At 37.1% G+C, this 19,643-nt stretch carries 6 protein-coding genes, 1 rRNA gene and 1 pseudogene; 6 read left to right on the top strand and 2 right to left on the bottom strand.

Annotation, left to right across the window (positions count from 1 at the left end):
* A partial coding sequence (locus ACFIK7_RS00185) for an autotransporter outer membrane beta-barrel domain-containing protein (protein WP_375662717.1) occupies positions 1 to 1,834 on the top strand: 1,834 nt, incomplete at its 5' end.
* A 111-nt stretch (positions 1,835 to 1,945) separates the two neighbouring features.
* Here ACFIK7_RS00185 and ACFIK7_RS00190 read toward each other — a convergent pair.
* A pseudogene (locus ACFIK7_RS00190) lies at positions 1,946 to 2,535 on the bottom strand (integrase arm-type DNA-binding domain-containing protein); the annotation flags it as partial.
* 2,371 nt (positions 2,536 to 4,906) lie between these two features.
* On the opposite strand from ACFIK7_RS00190, the gene ACFIK7_RS00195 reads away from it, so the two are divergent.
* The 5 genes from ACFIK7_RS00195 to rrf all read left to right on the top strand — a co-directional run bounded on the left by ACFIK7_RS00195 (position 4,907) and on the right by rrf (position 17,093).
* Positions 4,907 to 7,378 carry an autotransporter outer membrane beta-barrel domain-containing protein gene (locus ACFIK7_RS00195; protein WP_375662718.1) on the top strand — a complete coding sequence of 824 codons (2,472 nt, stop codon included), beginning with the start codon at positions 4,907 to 4,909 and terminating at the stop codon, positions 7,376 to 7,378.
* Positions 7,379 to 7,896: 518 nt separating this feature from the next.
* On the top strand, positions 7,897 to 10,308 hold the full coding sequence (locus ACFIK7_RS00200; protein WP_375662719.1) for an autotransporter outer membrane beta-barrel domain-containing protein: 2,412 nt from the start codon (positions 7,897 to 7,899) through the stop codon (positions 10,306 to 10,308).
* A 147-nt stretch (positions 10,309 to 10,455) separates the two neighbouring features.
* Positions 10,456 to 12,534 carry an autotransporter outer membrane beta-barrel domain-containing protein gene (locus ACFIK7_RS00205; protein WP_375662720.1) on the top strand — a complete coding sequence of 693 codons (2,079 nt, stop codon included), beginning with the start codon at positions 10,456 to 10,458 and terminating at the stop codon, positions 12,532 to 12,534.
* 133 nt (positions 12,535 to 12,667) lie between these two features.
* Entirely contained in the window at positions 12,668 to 15,652 is a 2,985-nt protein-coding gene (locus tag ACFIK7_RS00210) for an autotransporter outer membrane beta-barrel domain-containing protein (protein WP_375662721.1), read from the top strand.
* A gap of 1,326 nt (positions 15,653 to 16,978) precedes the next feature.
* Positions 16,979 to 17,093 (top strand): 5S ribosomal RNA (rrf, locus tag ACFIK7_RS00215).
* A gap of 405 nt (positions 17,094 to 17,498) precedes the next feature.
* On the opposite strand, the gene ACFIK7_RS00220 is transcribed toward rrf, so the two are convergent.
* Positions 17,499 to 17,903 (bottom strand): flagellar protein FlgN, encoded by a 405-nt coding sequence (locus ACFIK7_RS00220; protein WP_273790974.1) that lies wholly within the window; start codon positions 17,901 to 17,903, stop codon positions 17,499 to 17,501.
* Positions 17,904 to 19,643: the final 1,740 nt, after the last annotated feature.

Genomic DNA, 19,643 nt, shown 5'->3' on the forward strand with positions numbered 1-19,643 from the left:
TCCAAAATCTTGGAAAAATGACAATTATTGGAACAATAAAGAGGTTAAAGCGATCTCCAACGGCACCTTCACATTAAGCGCAGATCAGTCTATTTTAGAGGGCAGAGCAAATATTGCTAAAGACAGAAATGTGCACTTTGATCTGAAAAACAATACAAAATGGACGTTGAAAATCAGCAAAAATGAAAAAGATGATGATGGCAATCTCCTTGATATCGCTCAAAGATCTCGTTCTGATATTTCCACGCTTAATCTCGATAACAGCTCCATTATCTTTAATGGACCAACAGAAGATCATTACCAAACATTGCATATAGGTTCTGGTAAACCAGACACGCAAGAAGTCTACAATGCAACGGGTGATGCAAAGATTTACTTCAACACGGCTTGGAGTGATGGTGCTGCAATAAATGACCAAAAAACCGATAGACTTTTGATCCATGGGGATGTCTCTGGCAACACATCAGTTTATGTCACGGGGCGCTTAGAAGAGAACAATATCGAAGCAAATACCTCTGCTGCTGCCAATGTCCGGGGTCTTTCACTTATTCAAGTTTCTGGAAAAGCAGAAGAAAACTCTTTCAAACTGGTAAATGGCTATACCACAAGAGGTGGTTTACCAGATATGTATACACTACGTGCCTATGGACCAGACTCAAGCCAAGGCAACGCCGATATTGCACAAAACCTCTTTGATGAAAAGAATGAAAACTTCTGGGATTTCCGTTTGCAACCCGAACTGCTTGACTCCAATTCTGGTTCAAATCCTGATCCTGAAACAAATATCCCTACCGTTGCCCCTGTACCACAAACAGCAAGCTATTTGGTCATGCCAAATGCTCTCTTCTATAGTGGATTAACCGATATGGCTAAACAAAACGCACTCTTAGCCAATATCAGAACATCTGTCTTAGGAAAAGAAGAGGAAAAACAAACCGGTTTCTTCCTCTATACTTACGGAAACACAGGAACCTTATCTTCTGAACGCGGACCTCTCAAATATGGTTATGGTGCTGATATCCGCTATGCTGCTCTACAAGCCGGTGTCACATTCGCGGCATTAGAAGGACAAAATACCACAACACATTTCGGTCTTGTAGGCACCTATGGGCGGCTGTCTTTCACTCCAAAGGACATAGCGGATGCCAGTAAGAACACATTGGATAAATGGTCACTAACAGCTTATGGCAGCGTGCAGCATGACAATGGTTTCTATATGGATACACTGTTATCCTATGGAATTCTAAAAGNACTAACAGCTTATGGCAGCGTGCAGCATGACAATGGTTTCTATATGGATACACTGTTATCCTATGGAATTCTAAAAGGAGATATCACCAATGCTATCATTGGTAAAACCGCAAAATTGCAAAATGCCAAAATGTTTAGTATCTCCACCACTGTTGGCAAAGAGTTTGCAACCGGAATGGAAGGTTTAACATTTGAGCCACAAGCACAAATTGCCTATCAACATTTGATGTTTAATACCATTGAAGATGCTGATAATTTTACCGTTGATATGAACAATCCTTCTCAATGGTTGATCCGTGTTGGTGGACGTTTGACAAAAACCATTTCCACTGAAAACAACCGTCCGATGTCTTTCTATGGAAAAGTAAACTTGATCAAAACCTTTGGTGATAATGGTACCATCCAGATTGGCAGAAACTTTGACCTTGATCCTATGGGACCAGCAATTGAAGGTGGCGTTGGCATTAATGCGCAACTGTCTCACAATTTCTCCCTTCATGGTGATGTCAGCTATCAACAAAAGCTTCAAAAAACTGGTATAAGTGGTGCAAGCTTTTCAGGAGGAATACGCTATCAGTTTTAAAACAAAACTGTCAAAACAGCGTATTTCTTTTCTATGCATTAACAAAAAAGGCAGCCACAATATGCTGCCTTTTCGCTTTATAAATACTAATAACACTACACTATCCCTCCTTAAGAGAGCCCTTGCTTTTTCTACTGCCTGTAAAATCAACATCCACGCGCAACGCCCATGTTTAAACCAAAGCTTTAGACGCATCAGTGCTGTATTAGCAGCTCCAGCTTTTGTATGACAGATGGGAGCGAGGATATTGCGTATTTCTGTTTGTGTAATCTCTGAAATAGGCAAACAGCCTAATTTGAGGAGAATATGGAGTTTTAAAGGTGAAAACCCGTTTCCATCTTTACCATCATTTTTAATTCAGCTTTACAACTTTCAAAAGCATCTAAGGCAATGTCTTTTAAGTAATGGAGATTACGCATTGCCTCACGTTTTCGTTTCTCACGTTCTTTAATGGGGGCACGCCCCTCACGTAAAACAGCACGCCACCCAGTTGCCAATTCACGAGCTTGTTTTAAAGAAACATCTCTCAAGGCACCCAAGTCCATTTAGCAACAGCGCCCCCCGTGAAAGATATAACGGTAAAGCCATTGAGTACCACCATCTTTACGTTTGTGAAGGAGCAATCCGGCACCATCATTATATTTTCCAGCTCGTGGGTGTTGCTAAAGCCCTTGGCTCTTGAGACGATTCATAAGAGCCATTTTTAGTCCTTTCTTATACATTTTTTACCCACACGCCAGCCCCGCTTGTGGTGTGCAAGAGAATGGTTTTTCTTGATTTAAGACAAACAGGTTTAAAATGATAAAATCTTACGTTATTCAGAACTCTAACTCAATGAAAGTAACGATAAATTATCATTATAAATCATTACATTATACCATTTTTATCAAGATAAAAGATAAGGTTATTTTTATCTAGAATATGTCACAAAGTATGCAGCCTTTTCGTACATGAAATCCATTTTTTCCTGAAGTGTTTTCTTTTCTACTTAAATACAATTTTCCTCCTCTTCACACGGATTGCGCAGCTATTCATCATCGAATTTGCCCATAAAGCTAAGCAAAGTGTATTTTTAGATAATATAAAGATAACAGCATTAAGAATAAATCTTAAAAAATAGAAGATTTCTTGCTTTTTCACTTATGGAAGTACAGAAACTCTACCGTTTGATTATGCTCCTCTTTGAAGATAGATATGGTGCTAATATGCGCCATAGAGCTGTCCAAGCAAAGATGATATTAGAAAAATGAAAAGTTAATCACTACACATTTGAAATAGATAGGAACCTACAGCCACTCTCATTCACTCCAAAGGATATAGAAAATGAAAAAAAGCACACTGGATAAATCATCAATCATAGCTTACAATATAACAGAGCATAATGGTGTTTTCATATGGCTACACTCTTCCCTTGTGATATCTGTACAGCAGATATCTCTAAAACTTCTATAAAAAATACTATTAAAGTTATGCTGTAAAAATGTTAATTGCCTCAACAATTATTTGTCAAAAATTTGCAAAGAATAATCAGAGAACTAACCTTTTGAACCACGAACATAATTTGTGTGCTAAGGATTTGATTTTTACCAACTTTTAACATATTGATGATCTTAAAATTAAATCAGACAGCCTCCCCAGTTAGTCCGGATAGGTAGGTATCTAACAAAAACTATTGTTAGGACCGTAGAAGATTGTACCCCATCCTTGTATGAGAAAGTGAACTTCCTTAAAAAACTTTGATATTGATGATACTAAACAGATTGGTATTCATTTTTACCTTAATCCGATAGATCCTGCCATTAAAGGTGCGTTTAGCACAATACACAGTTATCTCACAATTTAACCTTCTATATTGATGTAAACTATCAGAAAAAATTTTAAAAGACGTATAGCCGAGACAAGTTTTTCTGATAGAATACACTACCAATTTTAATATAAAATTATAAAAAAATAAGCATATTGATCCGTTTACTATTAACAAAAAAACGGAGTGTATTTTTTTGTTATTTACAATCTATTATAGCAATAAAATAAATTCTTTCTTTACGATGTGTTGTCGCTATCTATAAAGATTTATTTACACTTCCATTGCTGGTTCTTCTAAACAAACAGTTTTGAGAAAATTAATGCATGAAAAGAAAATCTAACAACAAGCGCTTTATCTTTCACATACAAAACGCTCAAAAAAGCTAATTTTTTCATTTATAAAATGAAACAACTCAATAAAGTTCTTTTTGTATCAATAAAAGATGTTTTAAATGAAATATTCAAAATATTGATTTATAATGATAATTTAGCGTTACTTTCATTGAGTTAGAGTTCTGAATATCGTAAATTTCTCTCATTTAAAATCTGTTCCATGTTGAACTAATCAAAATCATTCACTTACACATTACAAGCGGGACTGGCGTGTGAAGCAAAGTTATATAAGAAAAGCCTAAGAATTCCTCTCATGCACCGCCTCAAGTGCCAAAGGCTATCCACACAACATTGGGAGCTAGCAAAGTATGTAATGGGGTTGCTCTTTTATTAAGCCGTAAAGGTATCGGCTTGCTCCTTCGTAAGCATAAAGATGATGGGACTCTATAGCTTTAGCGTTATAGCATTCATGAAAACCATCGCGAAATGGGCTGTGCGACCTTAGAAAAATGGACTTTGCTACCCTTAAGGAAAAGCTTCTTTAAAGAAAGCCTGTGAATAGCCCCCTCATCACTTCTTCTAGCAGAGAAAATTTTCTGATCGTTTTGGTGAGTACATCAAATAATACATCTCAATGCGATAGAGCTTTTATAGCGATTATCTTTAATAGACAGTTTTTAAATATCATACTTCATAGTGCTTTTAGCATAAGCTTAACCAAGCTAGGTTTTATGAAATCCACTTTTCTCGACTTTTTATGATCATGAACAAGTTTTTCTGAAGCAAAACTTCAAATCATAGAGAACACCATAAAATATAATTCGTTTTGTTATTTACAATAAAAACGTAATGATATAAAAAACTGATCGGGTACTTGCGCCATCAGGGGAATGAAGTAAGCATCAAAGCATACCAAATACTAAAGGCATATCTATGTGTAAGAAATATATTTATAAGAAAAATTTTTTGTTATGTACAATTGCTGGAACTTTCATTTTTTCTCATTTTGCTCCAACTTATGCAAATAGACAACCTCCTGAAATTATTAGTGAGTTTAAGCTGGAGAAAGGAGAAGAAAAAACTCTTAATAATGTTTTTATCCGCAATGGATCGAGCGCAGTGTATGCCAAAGAAAAAGCAATTGCCACAATTACAAACTCAACAATACATTCAGCTTCGTTTGCTTTTGCTGCATCACAAGGTGGACGTATTAATGCTAAAGAAGTGAAAGTCAATGCCTTGGATACTGGTCTATCAATTGAAAACGGTATCATTAACATTGAAGATTCATTCATAGAAACCAAAAGAAAATCCGGTATTGTTTTTCATAGCATAAATTATCTGAAAGATGGTGAAGAAGTTATCAATAAGGCAATTCTTAACAATACAAAACTTCTTGTGAGAAATGGTGTCGGTATTTTAGGACCGTCATCTTCAAAGTCTGTTGCCGAAGTTCAACTTAGAAATTCAGAAATTCGTTCTGATGTATTATTACAAAACAATGTAAAAAAGAAAACAGATTCAGATCCTCATCCTGTGACTTTCGTATTAACTGCCGATAATTCGATTATAGAAGGAAGAGCAAGAACCTTAGCAGTAAATACGACTGTTTTTAATTTAAACAACAATAGCAAATGGTATTTAAATGTAAGTCAATACGACATAAATCGTGATTTTAGTTCATTTAATTATGCACTCCATGACATTAAGCAACGAGCGCTGTCTACCGTTTCAGTACTGAACTTCAATAATAGCTCTATTGTGTTTAATGCGCCACATAGGCTGGCAAAGAGTCAATATCAAACCTTGAGTGTAGGACGGACAATTGAGCTCCCTAATCCACATGAAAACAGGGACTCCGCTATAGAAACCGTTTATAATGCAGTAGGCAATGCAAGGATTTATTTCAATACAGAATGGAGTGATGGTTTAGAAAGAGAACAACAAAAAACGGACCGCCTTCTTATCCATGGAGATGTAACAGGCACCACAACAATTAGTTTCAATAGCCTTTCAAAAGGTGTGTCATCAAAAGAAGAAGCTTCTATTCCCGCGAATATGCGTGGACTGTCGCTCATTCAAGTATCTGGAAAAACAGATAAAAATGCCTTCAAACTAGCAAATGGCTATGTCACAATGGGCGGTTTGCCTTATAAATATGTCTTAAATGCCTATGGACCGACATCACGTCTTGGAAAAGCAGAGAGCACACAAAGCCATTTAGGAGAAGTAAGTCAACAATCACAAGAAAAGGACTCAAAAACCGACACGACCTTCGCTGCATTTGGCGGAATAGCTTTAAGGAGTGAGAATAATATAAAAGTTGAATCAACACCAAATTCTGAGCAAATAGGGAGCATACAAAACCATTTGAGAGAAAATCAGAATTTCTGGGATTTCCGCTTGCAAAGTGCAACGCTCGATGATGAAGGAAAGATCAGAGCTCTCGTTCCTCAAGTGGCAAGCTATTTGTCCATGCCTAACGCACTATTCTCAGCTGGACTGGCTGATGTAAATAATCAAAACACTTTACTGAACACGATACAAGAAACAGGCTTTGAGAAAAAAAATCATAAAAACAAAGGGATCTTCTTCTCGACTTATGGCAATAAAATGACATTATCCTCTCACCGTACGCCATTACAATATGGCTATGGTGCCGATATTCACTATGCTTCTTTACAAGCAGGCTTTACATTAGTAGCTCTAGAAGATCAAAACATGACCACCAATGTGGGGCTTTTCGGGACATATGGGAAATTAGCTTTCACCCCAAAAGATATGGAAGGTGCTGACAAAAGTACACTCAATAAATGGTCAATTGCTGCATATAGTGGACTGCACCATAATAATGGTACATATATCCATGCTCTCTTTTCCTATGGAATGCTCAAGGGAGATATCACCACAGCTCTCATAGGAAAGACTGCAGAATTGAAAAACGCTAATACATTCAGTGCATCGGCGACCATTGGACAAAAGTTCGAAACCAGTACGAAAGGATTGGTCTTTGAACCACAAGCACAAGTTGTTTATCAGCGTCTCATGCTTGGCACACTCTCAGATGTCGATGGGTTTGATGTAGATATGGGAAATCCTCATCAATACTTAGTGCGTGTTGGTGGGCGCTTAACACAAACGACGATTTCTATTGAAAAAGGCAGTATTCTTTCTTTCTATGGTAAATTAAATATTGTTAAAGCTTTTTCTAACAATGGCACCATACAGATTGGTGAACCATTCCACCTTGATTCTATGGGAGCTGCCCTTGAAGGTGGACTTGGTGTAAATGCACAATTATCACAAAATATCGCCCTTCATGCTGATGTTAACTATCAACATAAGCTTCAAAAAACTGGTATATCAGGAGCAAGCTTTTCAGGCGGAATACGCTATCAGTTTTAAGAAAAAGCAAAAAACAATTTATAGTCTATTCAGTTTTAAGAAAAAAGCAGTACGCGTGTGCTGCTTTTTTTCAATCTTTCGGAAAGAGGCATCAATGATGGTTCTTTCTATACAGCTTTCTTGAAAGGATTAATTTCATTCAAACCAAATGCAATAAAACTCTTTATCTCTTAATGACTATTGAAGTCTCTAGAAAGCTGCCTTTTTGATTTATAAAAATCGAATGGATTCAATAAAAATTATTGTATATCGATAAAAAATACAAAATATTTTGATTTTTAGCACTTTAAAACAAAAATACTTATCAAGCTCGATTTTATGAAGTCCATTTTTCCCAACTTTTTATGACCATGAAAAACGCTTTTCTTTAAAAAACTTTAAATCATAGAGAACAGTATAAATATAATTCGTTTTGTTATTTACAATAAAAACGTAATGATATAAAAACTGATCGGGTACTTGCGCCATCAGGGGAATGAAGTAAGCATCAAAGCATACCAAATACTAAAGGCATATCTATGTATAAGAAATATATTTATAAGAAAAATTTTTTGTTATGTACAATTGCTGGAACTTTCATTTTTTCTCATTTTGCTCCAACTTATGCAAATAAACAACCTCTTGAAATTCCTACGGTCCAAGTAGCTAATGGAGAAGAGAAGAGCCTTCATAATGTTTTTGTTCGTGGTAAGTATGATGCCGTGGTTGCTAAGAAAGGTCATATTGCCATTACAAACTCAGTAATGCACTCAGGCTTTACTTTGCTTTCTGCAACATCAGGTGGTCAAATTAATGCCAAAGGAATTGTGGGAGATGCAAAAAGGCATGGTTTGTCACTCACAAACGGCACAATCCATATTGAAGATTCAACATTAAAGGTCATAGGCCATAGCAGAGTCTATGGTATCAATTTTGGTTATATTTCAAGTTCTACAATAAAAGAAGGAGAAGAAGTTGTAAACAAAGCAATCCTTAATAATACAAAACTTCTTGTAAACGACGGTGTAGGTATTTTCGGACCTTATTATCCCAAAACGAATGCAGTGTACCTTAAAAACTCAGAAATTCGTTCTGATATGTTATTAAAAAATGAAGTCTCACCCTTCTTCGAGGTTCAACCTGCTACTTTTACATTAGAGGCTGATAATTCGATTATGGAAGGAAGAGCAAAAACGCTTCCTCAAAATACAACGGTTTTCACCCTAAGCAATAACAGCAAGTGGCATTTAAAAATTAGTCTATTTGAATTGGAAGATAGTTTTAGTATATTTGATTACAAGCTCCTTGATCTTAAGCAACGAGCACAATCAATCGTTTCAGTCCTAAACCTTAATAATAGCTCTATCATATTTAATGCGCCGCATAAACTAGCAGACAATCATTATCAAACCTTGCATGTAGGAAGACATCCACAAAAAGCAGAGCAAAACAGAAGCTCCGATGCAACAACGGTTTACAATGCATTGGGCAACGCAAGGATTTACTTTAATACCGAATGGAGTAATGGTCTTACAAAAGAACAACAAAAAACTGACCGTGTTCTTGTTCATGGTGATGTCTCAGGCACCACAACGATCTATTTCAATAATCTTTCAAAGCATGCAGAACCATTCGATGATGAAGAAGATTCAATTCCTTTGAATGCGCGTGGTCTCTCACTTGTTCAAGTGTCTGGAAAAGCAGAAGAAACCGCCTTCACGCTGGCAAATGGCTACACCACAATGGATGGATTACCCTATAAATACATACTCAATGGCTATGGACCAACATCCAGCCGTGGGAAAGCTGATAGGGCACAAAGTCATTTAAGCGCAATACCACAAGAATCAAAAAAGCAAGCTGCGCAAAATACCAATGCATCATCTCTTGGAAAAGAAAACAACGGACAAGCTCCCTTGGAAGAAAATGAGAATTTCTGGGATTTCCGCTTGCAAAGTGCGACTCTCGATGATGAAGGAAAGATCAAAGCTCTTGTTCCTCAAATGGCAAGCTATTTAGTTATGCATAATGCAATATTCTCCTCTGGCTTGGCTGATATAAACAATCAAAATACACTGTTAGATAATATGCACTCAACAGTTTTCGGATTAGAAGGTCATAAACAGAAAGGGATATTTTTATCGACTTATGGCAACAAGATGACGTTATCTTCCAGCCGTAGTCCATTGGAATATGGTTATGGTGCTAATGTTCACTATGCTGCTATACAAGCAGGCATGACATTAGCAACGTTAGAAAATCAAAATATGACCGCGAATCTTGGTCTTTTAGGCACATATGGAAAGCTCGCTTTTGCGCCAAAGGATATGGAAGGTTCTGACAAAAGCATACTGGATAAATGGTCCTTTACGGCCTATGGGAACCTCCACCATGACAGTGGTCTCTATGTTAATGCACTTTTCTCTTACGGCATTTTAAACGGACATATTACAACAGCCCTTATCGGCAACACCACAGAATTAAACAATACGGATACATTAAATACATCAGCTACCGTTGGACAAAAACTAGCAACTGGTGTTGAAGGAGTGTCATTTGAACCACAAGCACAACTTATTTATCAACATATTGCCTTTGGCACTCTTTCAGATATTGATGGCTTCCAAGTTAATATAAAGCCACCTCATCAATGGTTGGTCCGTATTGGAGGGCGTTTAACAAAAACAATGCTTCCTATTGAAAAAGATCGTGTTCTTTCTTTTTATGGTAAATTGAATGTCATCAAAGCTTTTAGTGAGAAGCGCACTATCGATGTTATGGAATCTTTCCATCTCGATTCTATGGGCTCGTCCCTTGAAGGTGGGCTTGGCATTAACGCGCAGCTTTCTAAAAATATCGCACTTCATGCTGACGTTAATTACCAACATAAACTTCAAAAAGCTGGGTTCTCTGGAATTAATTTTTCCGGTGGAATGCGTTATCGCTTTTAGAAATCTTAGCTCTCTATTTTGACGCGTAAGCAGCGCTGAGATGAAAAACAGTGCTGCTTATATTTTGCTACATTACAAAAAAACGCAATGTGTCAAAAAGTGGTTCATTTTTAGCAAAACAAAGAAAATATCTTAAGGAACATCTCTATGCATAAGAATCTTTTGTTATGTACAGCCGCTTGTGCTTTATTTTTTTCTTCTTTTAATTTCACATCTACCAGCACCGACTCTGGTCTAAGCCACCAGGAACGCCATGCTCTTGAAGGGATCATGAAATTACCTGAACAATATCGCCATGCCATTGATTCAATAAACACACCAACACAAGCAGAAAAAAATCTTGAAAAGATAGCCTCTGGCGCCATGATGGAAGATAATTCGCACTTCAACCAAGCACTTGAAAATCATATGGATCGTGTAAGAGATACGATTAACAACTCTTTTGCAGGTGAAAGTCGTTACGGTTCTGATGCACATATGAACGTGGTGAACCACGAAGTGGATAATATACGTGCCCAAGCCATGGCAAACAAACACCATCTGGATATGCAACATATGATGAAAGCCATAGCATACCTTGAACAATTACGTCAGAACCGATTAAAAACAAGAGAAAATTTATTACGTGGCTACGACAAAGTAGTTTCCGATGCCGTGCAAGCAGAAAAAATTCTTGATGCTGATAATCAACAGCGTTTTAATACCGCGCGCCAACAATGGGTGAGCCAAAACAATCATAATTGGTTTGAACTGCAAAATAAAGCAGTACAAATAGATAGTGCTTTACAAGAACGCAACAAGGAACTTTCCAATACTTTACGCAAAGCGGTATTAGAAGCTTTGAACAATAATGAAATAACCAACGTGGAGAGAAAAGGAGATATAACCTCTCCTTCATCTGAAGAGAATAGACAACCTCTTATTGTCTCCAGTACAAGACAAAGACGCTCTAGTGATAAATTACCACCCGCTCATGTTGCTGCCCAACACAAGGATAATTCAAAGGACAATTCATTCACAAGAACAGATCATGGAATGAGACAGCCTAAAATAAATGAAAATTCGCAATCTGATATTGATCCCCAAACAAACACCACTTCCTCGGAATCGAAAACGACTCTTCCATCCGAAAAAGCGCATATGAATTTGCTCCCAAAAGTTGGAAATACCGCTACCGCGGCTACAGAGAGCACCTCTAAACTTACAGATGATGATAAAGCAACCGCAACTTCTACTTCTCTTGAAGGGACAGCAAAAAGAACAATTCTTACACCACAAGAAGAAAGCTCTTTAGTCATGCCTATCGCGATGTTTGCTGTTGGGTTTAGTGATGTCAACAATCAAAATATCTTGTTAGACAATATGCAAATAACAATGTTTGAACCCAAAGATCATCCAGAAAGAAGCGTTTTCTTATCCTCTTATGGCAATAAGAGCACGTTTTCTTCCAAGGTTCAAGCAGAACAAGATGGTGTCCAAGCAGATATTCGCTATGCTGCATTGCAAGCAGGAGCAACATTAATAGCGCTAAAAGATAAAAATATCAGCAGCAACTTTGGCCTTTTCGGAACATACGGAAAATTATCTTTTACTCCTAAAAACAAGGAGAGCTTTCAAAAAAATATGTTTGATAAATGGTCACTCACCGCATATGGAAATATTCAGCATGACAGTGGCATCTATGCAAGTGCATTTCTCTCTTATGGAATTTTCAAAGAAGATAACGCCACAGCTCTCATCAAACATACCTCAAAAGTGAAGAATAGTAAAACATTAGGAGCCGCGGCAACTATTGGTCAAAAACTGTCAACCAGTTTGGAAGGTGTAATCCTAGAACCGCAAGCACAACTTGTGTATCAACGTCTCATGCTTGGTTCTTTATCAGATAGGAGTTCTTTCTCAGATGACGATAACTCTAAATCAGATGGCGATAACTCTAAAATAGACATAAGCAAACCTCATCAATGGTTGATCCGTATTGGTGGACGTTTGACACAAAACAAAGGCCATGCCCTTTCCTTCTACGGCAAACTGAACATGATCAACACTTTTAGTGAAAACTTTCCGTTTGCTGCTATGGAATCTTTAATCGAAGGTGGTTTTGGTATTCAGGCGCACTTATCGCAAAATATCGAGCTTCATAGTGATCTCAGCTATCAACATAAACTCAAAAAAGATGGCATCTCTGCAATAAATATTTCCGCTGGAATGCGCTATCACTTTTAAAAATACTTATATTCCTATCTTGAAATATAACGTGCTCTCATTATGTTTCGTTTTGTCTCTTACAAAATAAACATAATGAGGCCAAGGTTTTATCTTCTATTAAGAGAGGGGAAACATTTAGGAATACATCCATATGAAAAAAAGTTTTTTACTATACACAGTTTCTGGAGTTCTGTTTTGTTCTTCCACCAGCTTGTCTAATGCTCTTCATGATACGAATACACAACCTACGATAGCTCTCTCTTCTCTGCAACCCACTCATCAAATAGGTGCATCCAGACCTTCTAATCCCTATTCAAATGCATCATCTTCGTATCCACCTTCAACATCTAGGTCTACAAGAACAACCAGAAGCTCTTCTCCTACAGGGAGTGAATCTACAACGCCTACTTCCACAAGCACTCTACCTCCAAAAACGCAACTTGAAGTAAATACAGAAGATGTACAATCTACCCCTACAGCCACACAAGACACTATTACACAATCTCCAGCGATAGGAACAGCTTCAACGACAGGAATGGAAGCAAAATCTAGAAGACGTTCAGGGGCGCCATCCTCTTCTACAAACTCTTCCAGAAAAAAAACGCCCGAAAATTCTGCTGTATCCTCACAGTCAGAACCTACAAGCACGGAAGCTACAAGACTAACAACAGAGCTATCGCCAACGCCTAAAGAACCAGAACTCGCACAGCCAATATCTTTAAGACTAGAAACTGGACAATCAGCATTACCGGTACCGCCAAAATCTGTAAAACCAGCGCCCGTGCAATCTGCCTCAACACAAAAGGTATCTGCAAAATCAGAGCTTGAAAAACCAATATCGCCAACAAAACAACCTGAAAAACCTGCACAAACTGAGGATATAAGCTCTGGAGTTGAGGCTACAAACGGTAAGACCATAACGCTACATAACAAAAAAATTCAAGACAATGGTTTTGCTGTACATGCAGATGGAAATAATTCAAAAGTCAACATGATAGGGGGAACAGTTGATGCACGTTTTGTTGCACTAAGCGTATCAGATGGTGGAGAAATTGATGCTACAGGTATTACTGCAACAGCAGAAACAGCTGGTTTACTAAACATGAGGGGCACAATCAAACTTAAGGATTCAAGCGTACATGTCACGGGAAATTATGAAGCAGACGGTATTATTTTCCGCAATAATCAATACTATACCCCTAGAAAACAATATACACGCAATGCTGAAAGAAATGCCAACGCCGTTCAAGAACAAGCTATTCCTAATAAAGATAAAGTAACTCTAGAGAATACAAAGCTTTTTGTTGAACATGGTAGCGGTATCAACCTTTATGGAACAGGCGTAGACGGAGAAGTCAACCTTAAAAATTCAGAAGTCCATGCCGATATTTTATTAAAAAATATAAAGAACGAAAGTGCCTCCACAAACACTATTACATTAGTTGCAGACCACTCTTCTTTAGAAGGTCGGGTAAGAACTTCTAAAGATAATAGAACAGTTTTTGATCTAAAAGAGGGGACGAAATGGCTTTTAAAGGCGAATAAAAATGCCACAAATAATGATAATATTTTAAATGACTATAGACAGTTTGATGTTGATGAAAAATCATACTCTAATCTTTCTGAATTGCACCTTACAGACAGTGTCATTATGTTTGACAAGCCAATGGAGGGACATTATCAAACTCTGTTTATAGGACCTAATCTTTCGCAAGAAGACGAAACGACCCACACAGCAGCGGTTTATAGTACAACAGGTATTGCAGAAATTTATGTAAACACTCAATGGAATAAACATTCTCCTATCACGGAGCAACAGACTGATCGCATTGTGATTAATGGTGATGTCTCAGGGAGTACTGTTGTTCACATCAATCTCCAAGAAACAGATAAAAAAATAACCGATAGCTCTGCTGTTTGGGAAGAACGCATGGCGTCACTTCCTTTAGGGACACATGGGATTTCAATCATTCAAGTTTCCGGACAAGCAAATGAAAATTCCTTCACGTTAGCAGGAAACTATATGACAATAGGGAAACAACCTTATAAGTATGTACTTACAGGCTATAAACCTGGAACATCTCATGAGAGCCAAAATCTTTTTGGTAAAAACAGTAATTTCTGGGATTTTCGCTTACAGAATGCCTACATTGATAAGGATAAAAAGGTTCGAGCCCTTTTACCACAGGTAGCAAACTATTTAACCATATCTAATACTTTGTTTTCTGCTGGATTTACTGATGTAAACAATCAAAACGCGTTGTTAGATAATATGCGCACAACAGTATTTGGGGCAAAAGACAATAAAAAAAATGGTATCTTTTTCTCTTCCTACGGCGAGAAAGTCACCTTATCTTCCAACCGCGATCCATTACATTATGGCTATGGTGCTGATGTAAACTATACTGCTTTACAAATAGGTGTCATATTAGCCGCCTTGGAAGGTAAAGACATAAGCACACATTTTGGTCTTTTAGGAACATACGGAAAACTTGCCTTTACGCCAAAAGAGATGCAAGATTCTGAAAAGACAACTCTTGATAAATGGTCTCTTGCCGCTTACAGCAGCATCCAACATAGCAATGGTATATATCTAAACACACTTCTTTCTTACGGAACCTTAAAAGGAAATATTAGCACGGCTCTTGTTGGGAATGCCGCAAAATTGGATGGCACCGAGATGCTTAATATATCTGCAACCATTGGTCAGAAATTAGCAACCAATACAAAAGGGCTGGTCTTTGAACCACAAGCTCAATTCATTTATCAAAATCTCATGTTTGATATTTTCTCAGATACCAATGGCTTAAAAGTAGACATGGGCAATCCACATCAATGGTTGATCCGTTTTGGTGGACGTTTAACAAAAACGATAATGGCTGTTGAAGAAAACAAGGCTGTTTCCTTCTATGGTAAAATGAATGTTATCAGAACTTTTGGCGATGGTAAAACAATAAAAATTGCTGATACCTTTCATGTTGATCCTACCGGCTCTTCAGTTGAGGGAGGCATGGGGGTGAACGCATATCTTTCTCAAAATATCGTACTAAACGCCGATATCAGCTATCGGCAAAAACTGCAAAAAGCCGGTGTATCTGGCACCAATTTGTCTGGCGGAATACGTTATCGTTTCTAAAGCAGAAGTTAATTTTAACTTAAATAAAAAAGCAGCACAAAGTGCTGCTTTTTTATTTAAATTTATATATATTTTTAAATTCTCAAAAATCATTATCACATCAAAGAAGATTTTGACTTATAATATTTCTTTTGCATATTGAATAAAAAACTGAATATCTTAGCATTCTCTCATCAAAATACCCCATAAAGTTTTATGTCTTATATCACCACACCTCAAGCGATGATGTTTTTACAGCACAACAGAATAAGCATTCATGCATATTTTTAAAAAAAGTCAGCCCCTTCTTCGCTGTGGACGCTCTATTTATTTTAGATGATGTGCATTTAATATACCTGCTATAAAGACTTAGTATCTGGTATAAATTCTTAAAGGCATGTTTTTCCTCTAAAATCTCAATGCTACAGCAACTCCATCATAAGACAAGCATTTGATTTATAAAGACAATTAATTGTTTTGCATGTTAAATGAGAATCCAGAATATCGTAAGATTCTTTCATTTTAGACCTGTTCCATGTTGAATCAACCAAAACCATATCTCTTGCAAGTGACAAGGGGGAAGAGCCATAGGGATAAAAAACTATTAAGAAAGGATTAAAAATGCCTCTAATGAACTATCTCAAGTGCCAAGGGCTGTAGCAACATTGGAAGAAAGCAAAGAATATAACAATATCAAATTGCTCTTTTATTAAGCATAAAGATGGTCGTACCCTATAGATTTTATATTATTTCCATGGGGACTTTTTATTATACCATTCACAAGCGCCGTTGCATCAAAGATGTCGTTGCGCCCCACAACCACCATCACGAAATAGACTTGAGAGCTTAGATATCTCTTTAAAACAAGGCCGTGAATTAGGAATAACAAATCCATTCTATTTTGAGCATTTTGTCGTGCATGAAGGACGTGCCCCCAGTAAAAAACACAATAAAAAAAGCGTGAAACAATACGTAATCTTCATTATTTAACAGATAGTGCTTTAGATACTTTTGAAAGACATAAAGCTAAATTAAAGGACGGCAGGACAGAGGGAAGCTGATTTCTCCCCCTTTATTCTTTCCCAATGAGATTGCCGCCCCATTTCAAATATTACGCCAACAAAGATATACGCAATATATCCACTCAAATCTGGATGCTCTCTCCAATCTGACATACAAAAACTAAAAACAGCAGAAAGAAAATATTAAACCGCTTTAATTTTTGTCTCAAACATATAGATTTAAACAACGAACCGCTTCATATCACCACACTTCAAAGAACAATACTCCATGAGGCTTATAAGCAATATTCATCACATACTCTTCATCATTCATGCTTTTTGCTGACTTTGTGGTTATGGCGGAGTGAATGCACCAGATCCCATCCCGAACTCGGCCGTGAAACGCTCCAGCGCTGATGGTACTTTGCCTTAAGGCACGGGAGAGTAAGTCGCCGCTAGGTCTGCTAAATGCATGCAAAAGACTCTAATGTATAAACCTTACATTACCACAGCCCCAAGGAAGCTGTTTTTAAGGCATCACAGGCTGGTCTAAATATCCTCTTGATCGCCTCTCCCTAAACTAAAAAATGAAGCCCCCTATTAACTTAGTCTGCAAACAATTCTCTGTAAATAATCCGCCTTCTCTGAGTTCTCTTTCAGCCAGTTTCCCAAAGCATGCGGTTCACATCACTACACCTTAAAAGACACTGTTTTAAGAACAGCGTTTTACAGTACAACAGGATAATAATTTAAATACCCAAATGCACTTAAAACAAGTCTACTCACTAAACGCACTATTTATCCAAATCAACTGCCCTACCTAATCATTGTCATGACTTAGAACAGCCCGTATTAAGCAGATTTGATCATTCCTCTATTTCTTTTGCACGTCCAGATAGTTGTATAGCTCTAGAAAGATCATTAACTGCATTTAAATGTGTTTGAAGTAATTCACTATTACGCTGTAATTTTTCTTGTAAATCAGACAACAAACTTTCAACCTCATGCTCAATATCTTGATTCATATAGCGCTTCACATCACTCATGGATTTATTAAGATCACGCAAACCACGTATTTTACGCAAATTTATTTCTTCGTAATCTGGAACACCACTGCTCTCTAGCATATTGCTTTCATAATCAACAACTTGAGCTAATCCTTTAACAGCAGCAACAAATTTTGTCATCGCCCAATCACGATCAATAAGATTATTATCAAGAACTTTTGCTTTTGCTGCAAAACTATCATCACCATATTGCACTACAGACATTTTTACTTCCCCTTCAACACTATTGTTCAATCTTACTTTCAAATGAGGGAGATTAAACAGGTTCTCTTCAATGCTGATACACTCAACCAAGCTCGTGGTGCAAACATTGCTCAAACAACAGCACGACAATCCTTCAAAGCGTATACCACTTCAACTTTCAACGCATTCTCTTCAAATATTTTTCTTGCTTTGCTCCAAAACCATCATTGCGGCTATACTAATTCATCAAAACGCTATAAACTCAAACCTTACGACAATATCGAAACTTCCATATTTGTTCTGTCTATTTCGCTTTACCGATTTTATCTTTGCCTATTTTATCACCAGTACGTCTTCAACAGAAAACAACAATGCTCTCACGAAAACTTCGGCCACAAAAACTATCTGCCGACAAAAACCCGCAGCCTATCTTGCAGCATATAAAAACGTAAGCCCATTAAAAATTTCAGCATTTTACCGATAGCAGCATTTTACCCTCCATAACCGTATGGCTCTCTCTGCACCTAAACCTGTATACCTTCTGGCGTCCCATAAGATGGCACCCTACAAGATCAGTTTGCACCCATTCAAAAAGACACCCCCTCTCCCATGCTCTTTCCGCGCACATGCAGTATTTCGCATAAAACACAAAAAGAATGCTCTTTTGAACAGATCAGCCATACAGCAATATAAAAAAAGACATCTTAAAATAGCTAAACAGCCATCAATCTTCCTTTTTTAAGTTATCATTCGCTTTTCTTTGCAATGAACGACTATATAAGATTTTTTGAACCTTTTCAAGAGTTTCTTAGCTAATCAGTTCGATACGTCTTCAATCGCATATTCACGCGCTTGTTTTAAAGAAACATCTCTTAAGTGCACCCAAGCCTATTTCGCGCCGCGGCCCATGAATGGTATAATGATAAATCTTCCATGACATGTATAAAATCCATTGAGCACTTTCCATCTTTACGCTTAATAAAAGAAGCAAGCCAGCACCATCACATATTGTTCTAACCCCTTATGTTCTGATACCCTTGGCACTTGAGATGGTTCATAAAAGCGTGGCCTTTCTTGTACAATTTCTCTGCGCATGGGAGCTCCCTGCTTGTAACTGCAAAAGACATTGTTTTGATTAATTCACCACGAAACAAATTTGGAATGAAAAAAATTCCAGTATTCAGGGCTCTAATTCAAGTTGAATAACGATAGATTATCATTATAAATCAAAATATTATCCAATGCATAATGCTTAATGCTCCCCCACATTGATATTTTCAGAATTTCCACAGTATCTTCCTATAGATTATTTCGCTCCATAAAACAGTTTGCTCTTAATATCGCGGCTTTACATGCGCTACTAGTATAAAAACAGAGAAACAATCATTTTATAATCAAGGTACAATTTTTGTTACGAACTTTCTCTCGTTTTTAACCTTTTAAATGCGGCTCTTCTCTTTCATAATCATCACATTTCAAATCTATTCCATGTTGAATAAATTAACATCACTTGCTTGCACATCACAAACAACGCCCTGATGTGTTGATAAAATACGCTGAAAGAAAAATGCCTCTTATGAACCTTAGCAAATGCCAAGAACTATAATAAATATTGGAAGCAAGCGTACGATGATTGTGACTTGCTCTTTCATAAGTATAAAGATGATAGCATTCTACAGATTTTTATATTATTCAAAGTTTATATTATTTCACGAGAGCTTTACTGTTATACTAGTTACATTTACCGTTATACCATTTACG

Origin of the sequence: Bartonella sp. CL266QHHD (assembly GCF_042195355.1) — a bacterium.
In the GTDB taxonomy this organism is placed as follows: domain Bacteria; phylum Pseudomonadota; class Alphaproteobacteria; order Rhizobiales; family Rhizobiaceae; genus Bartonella.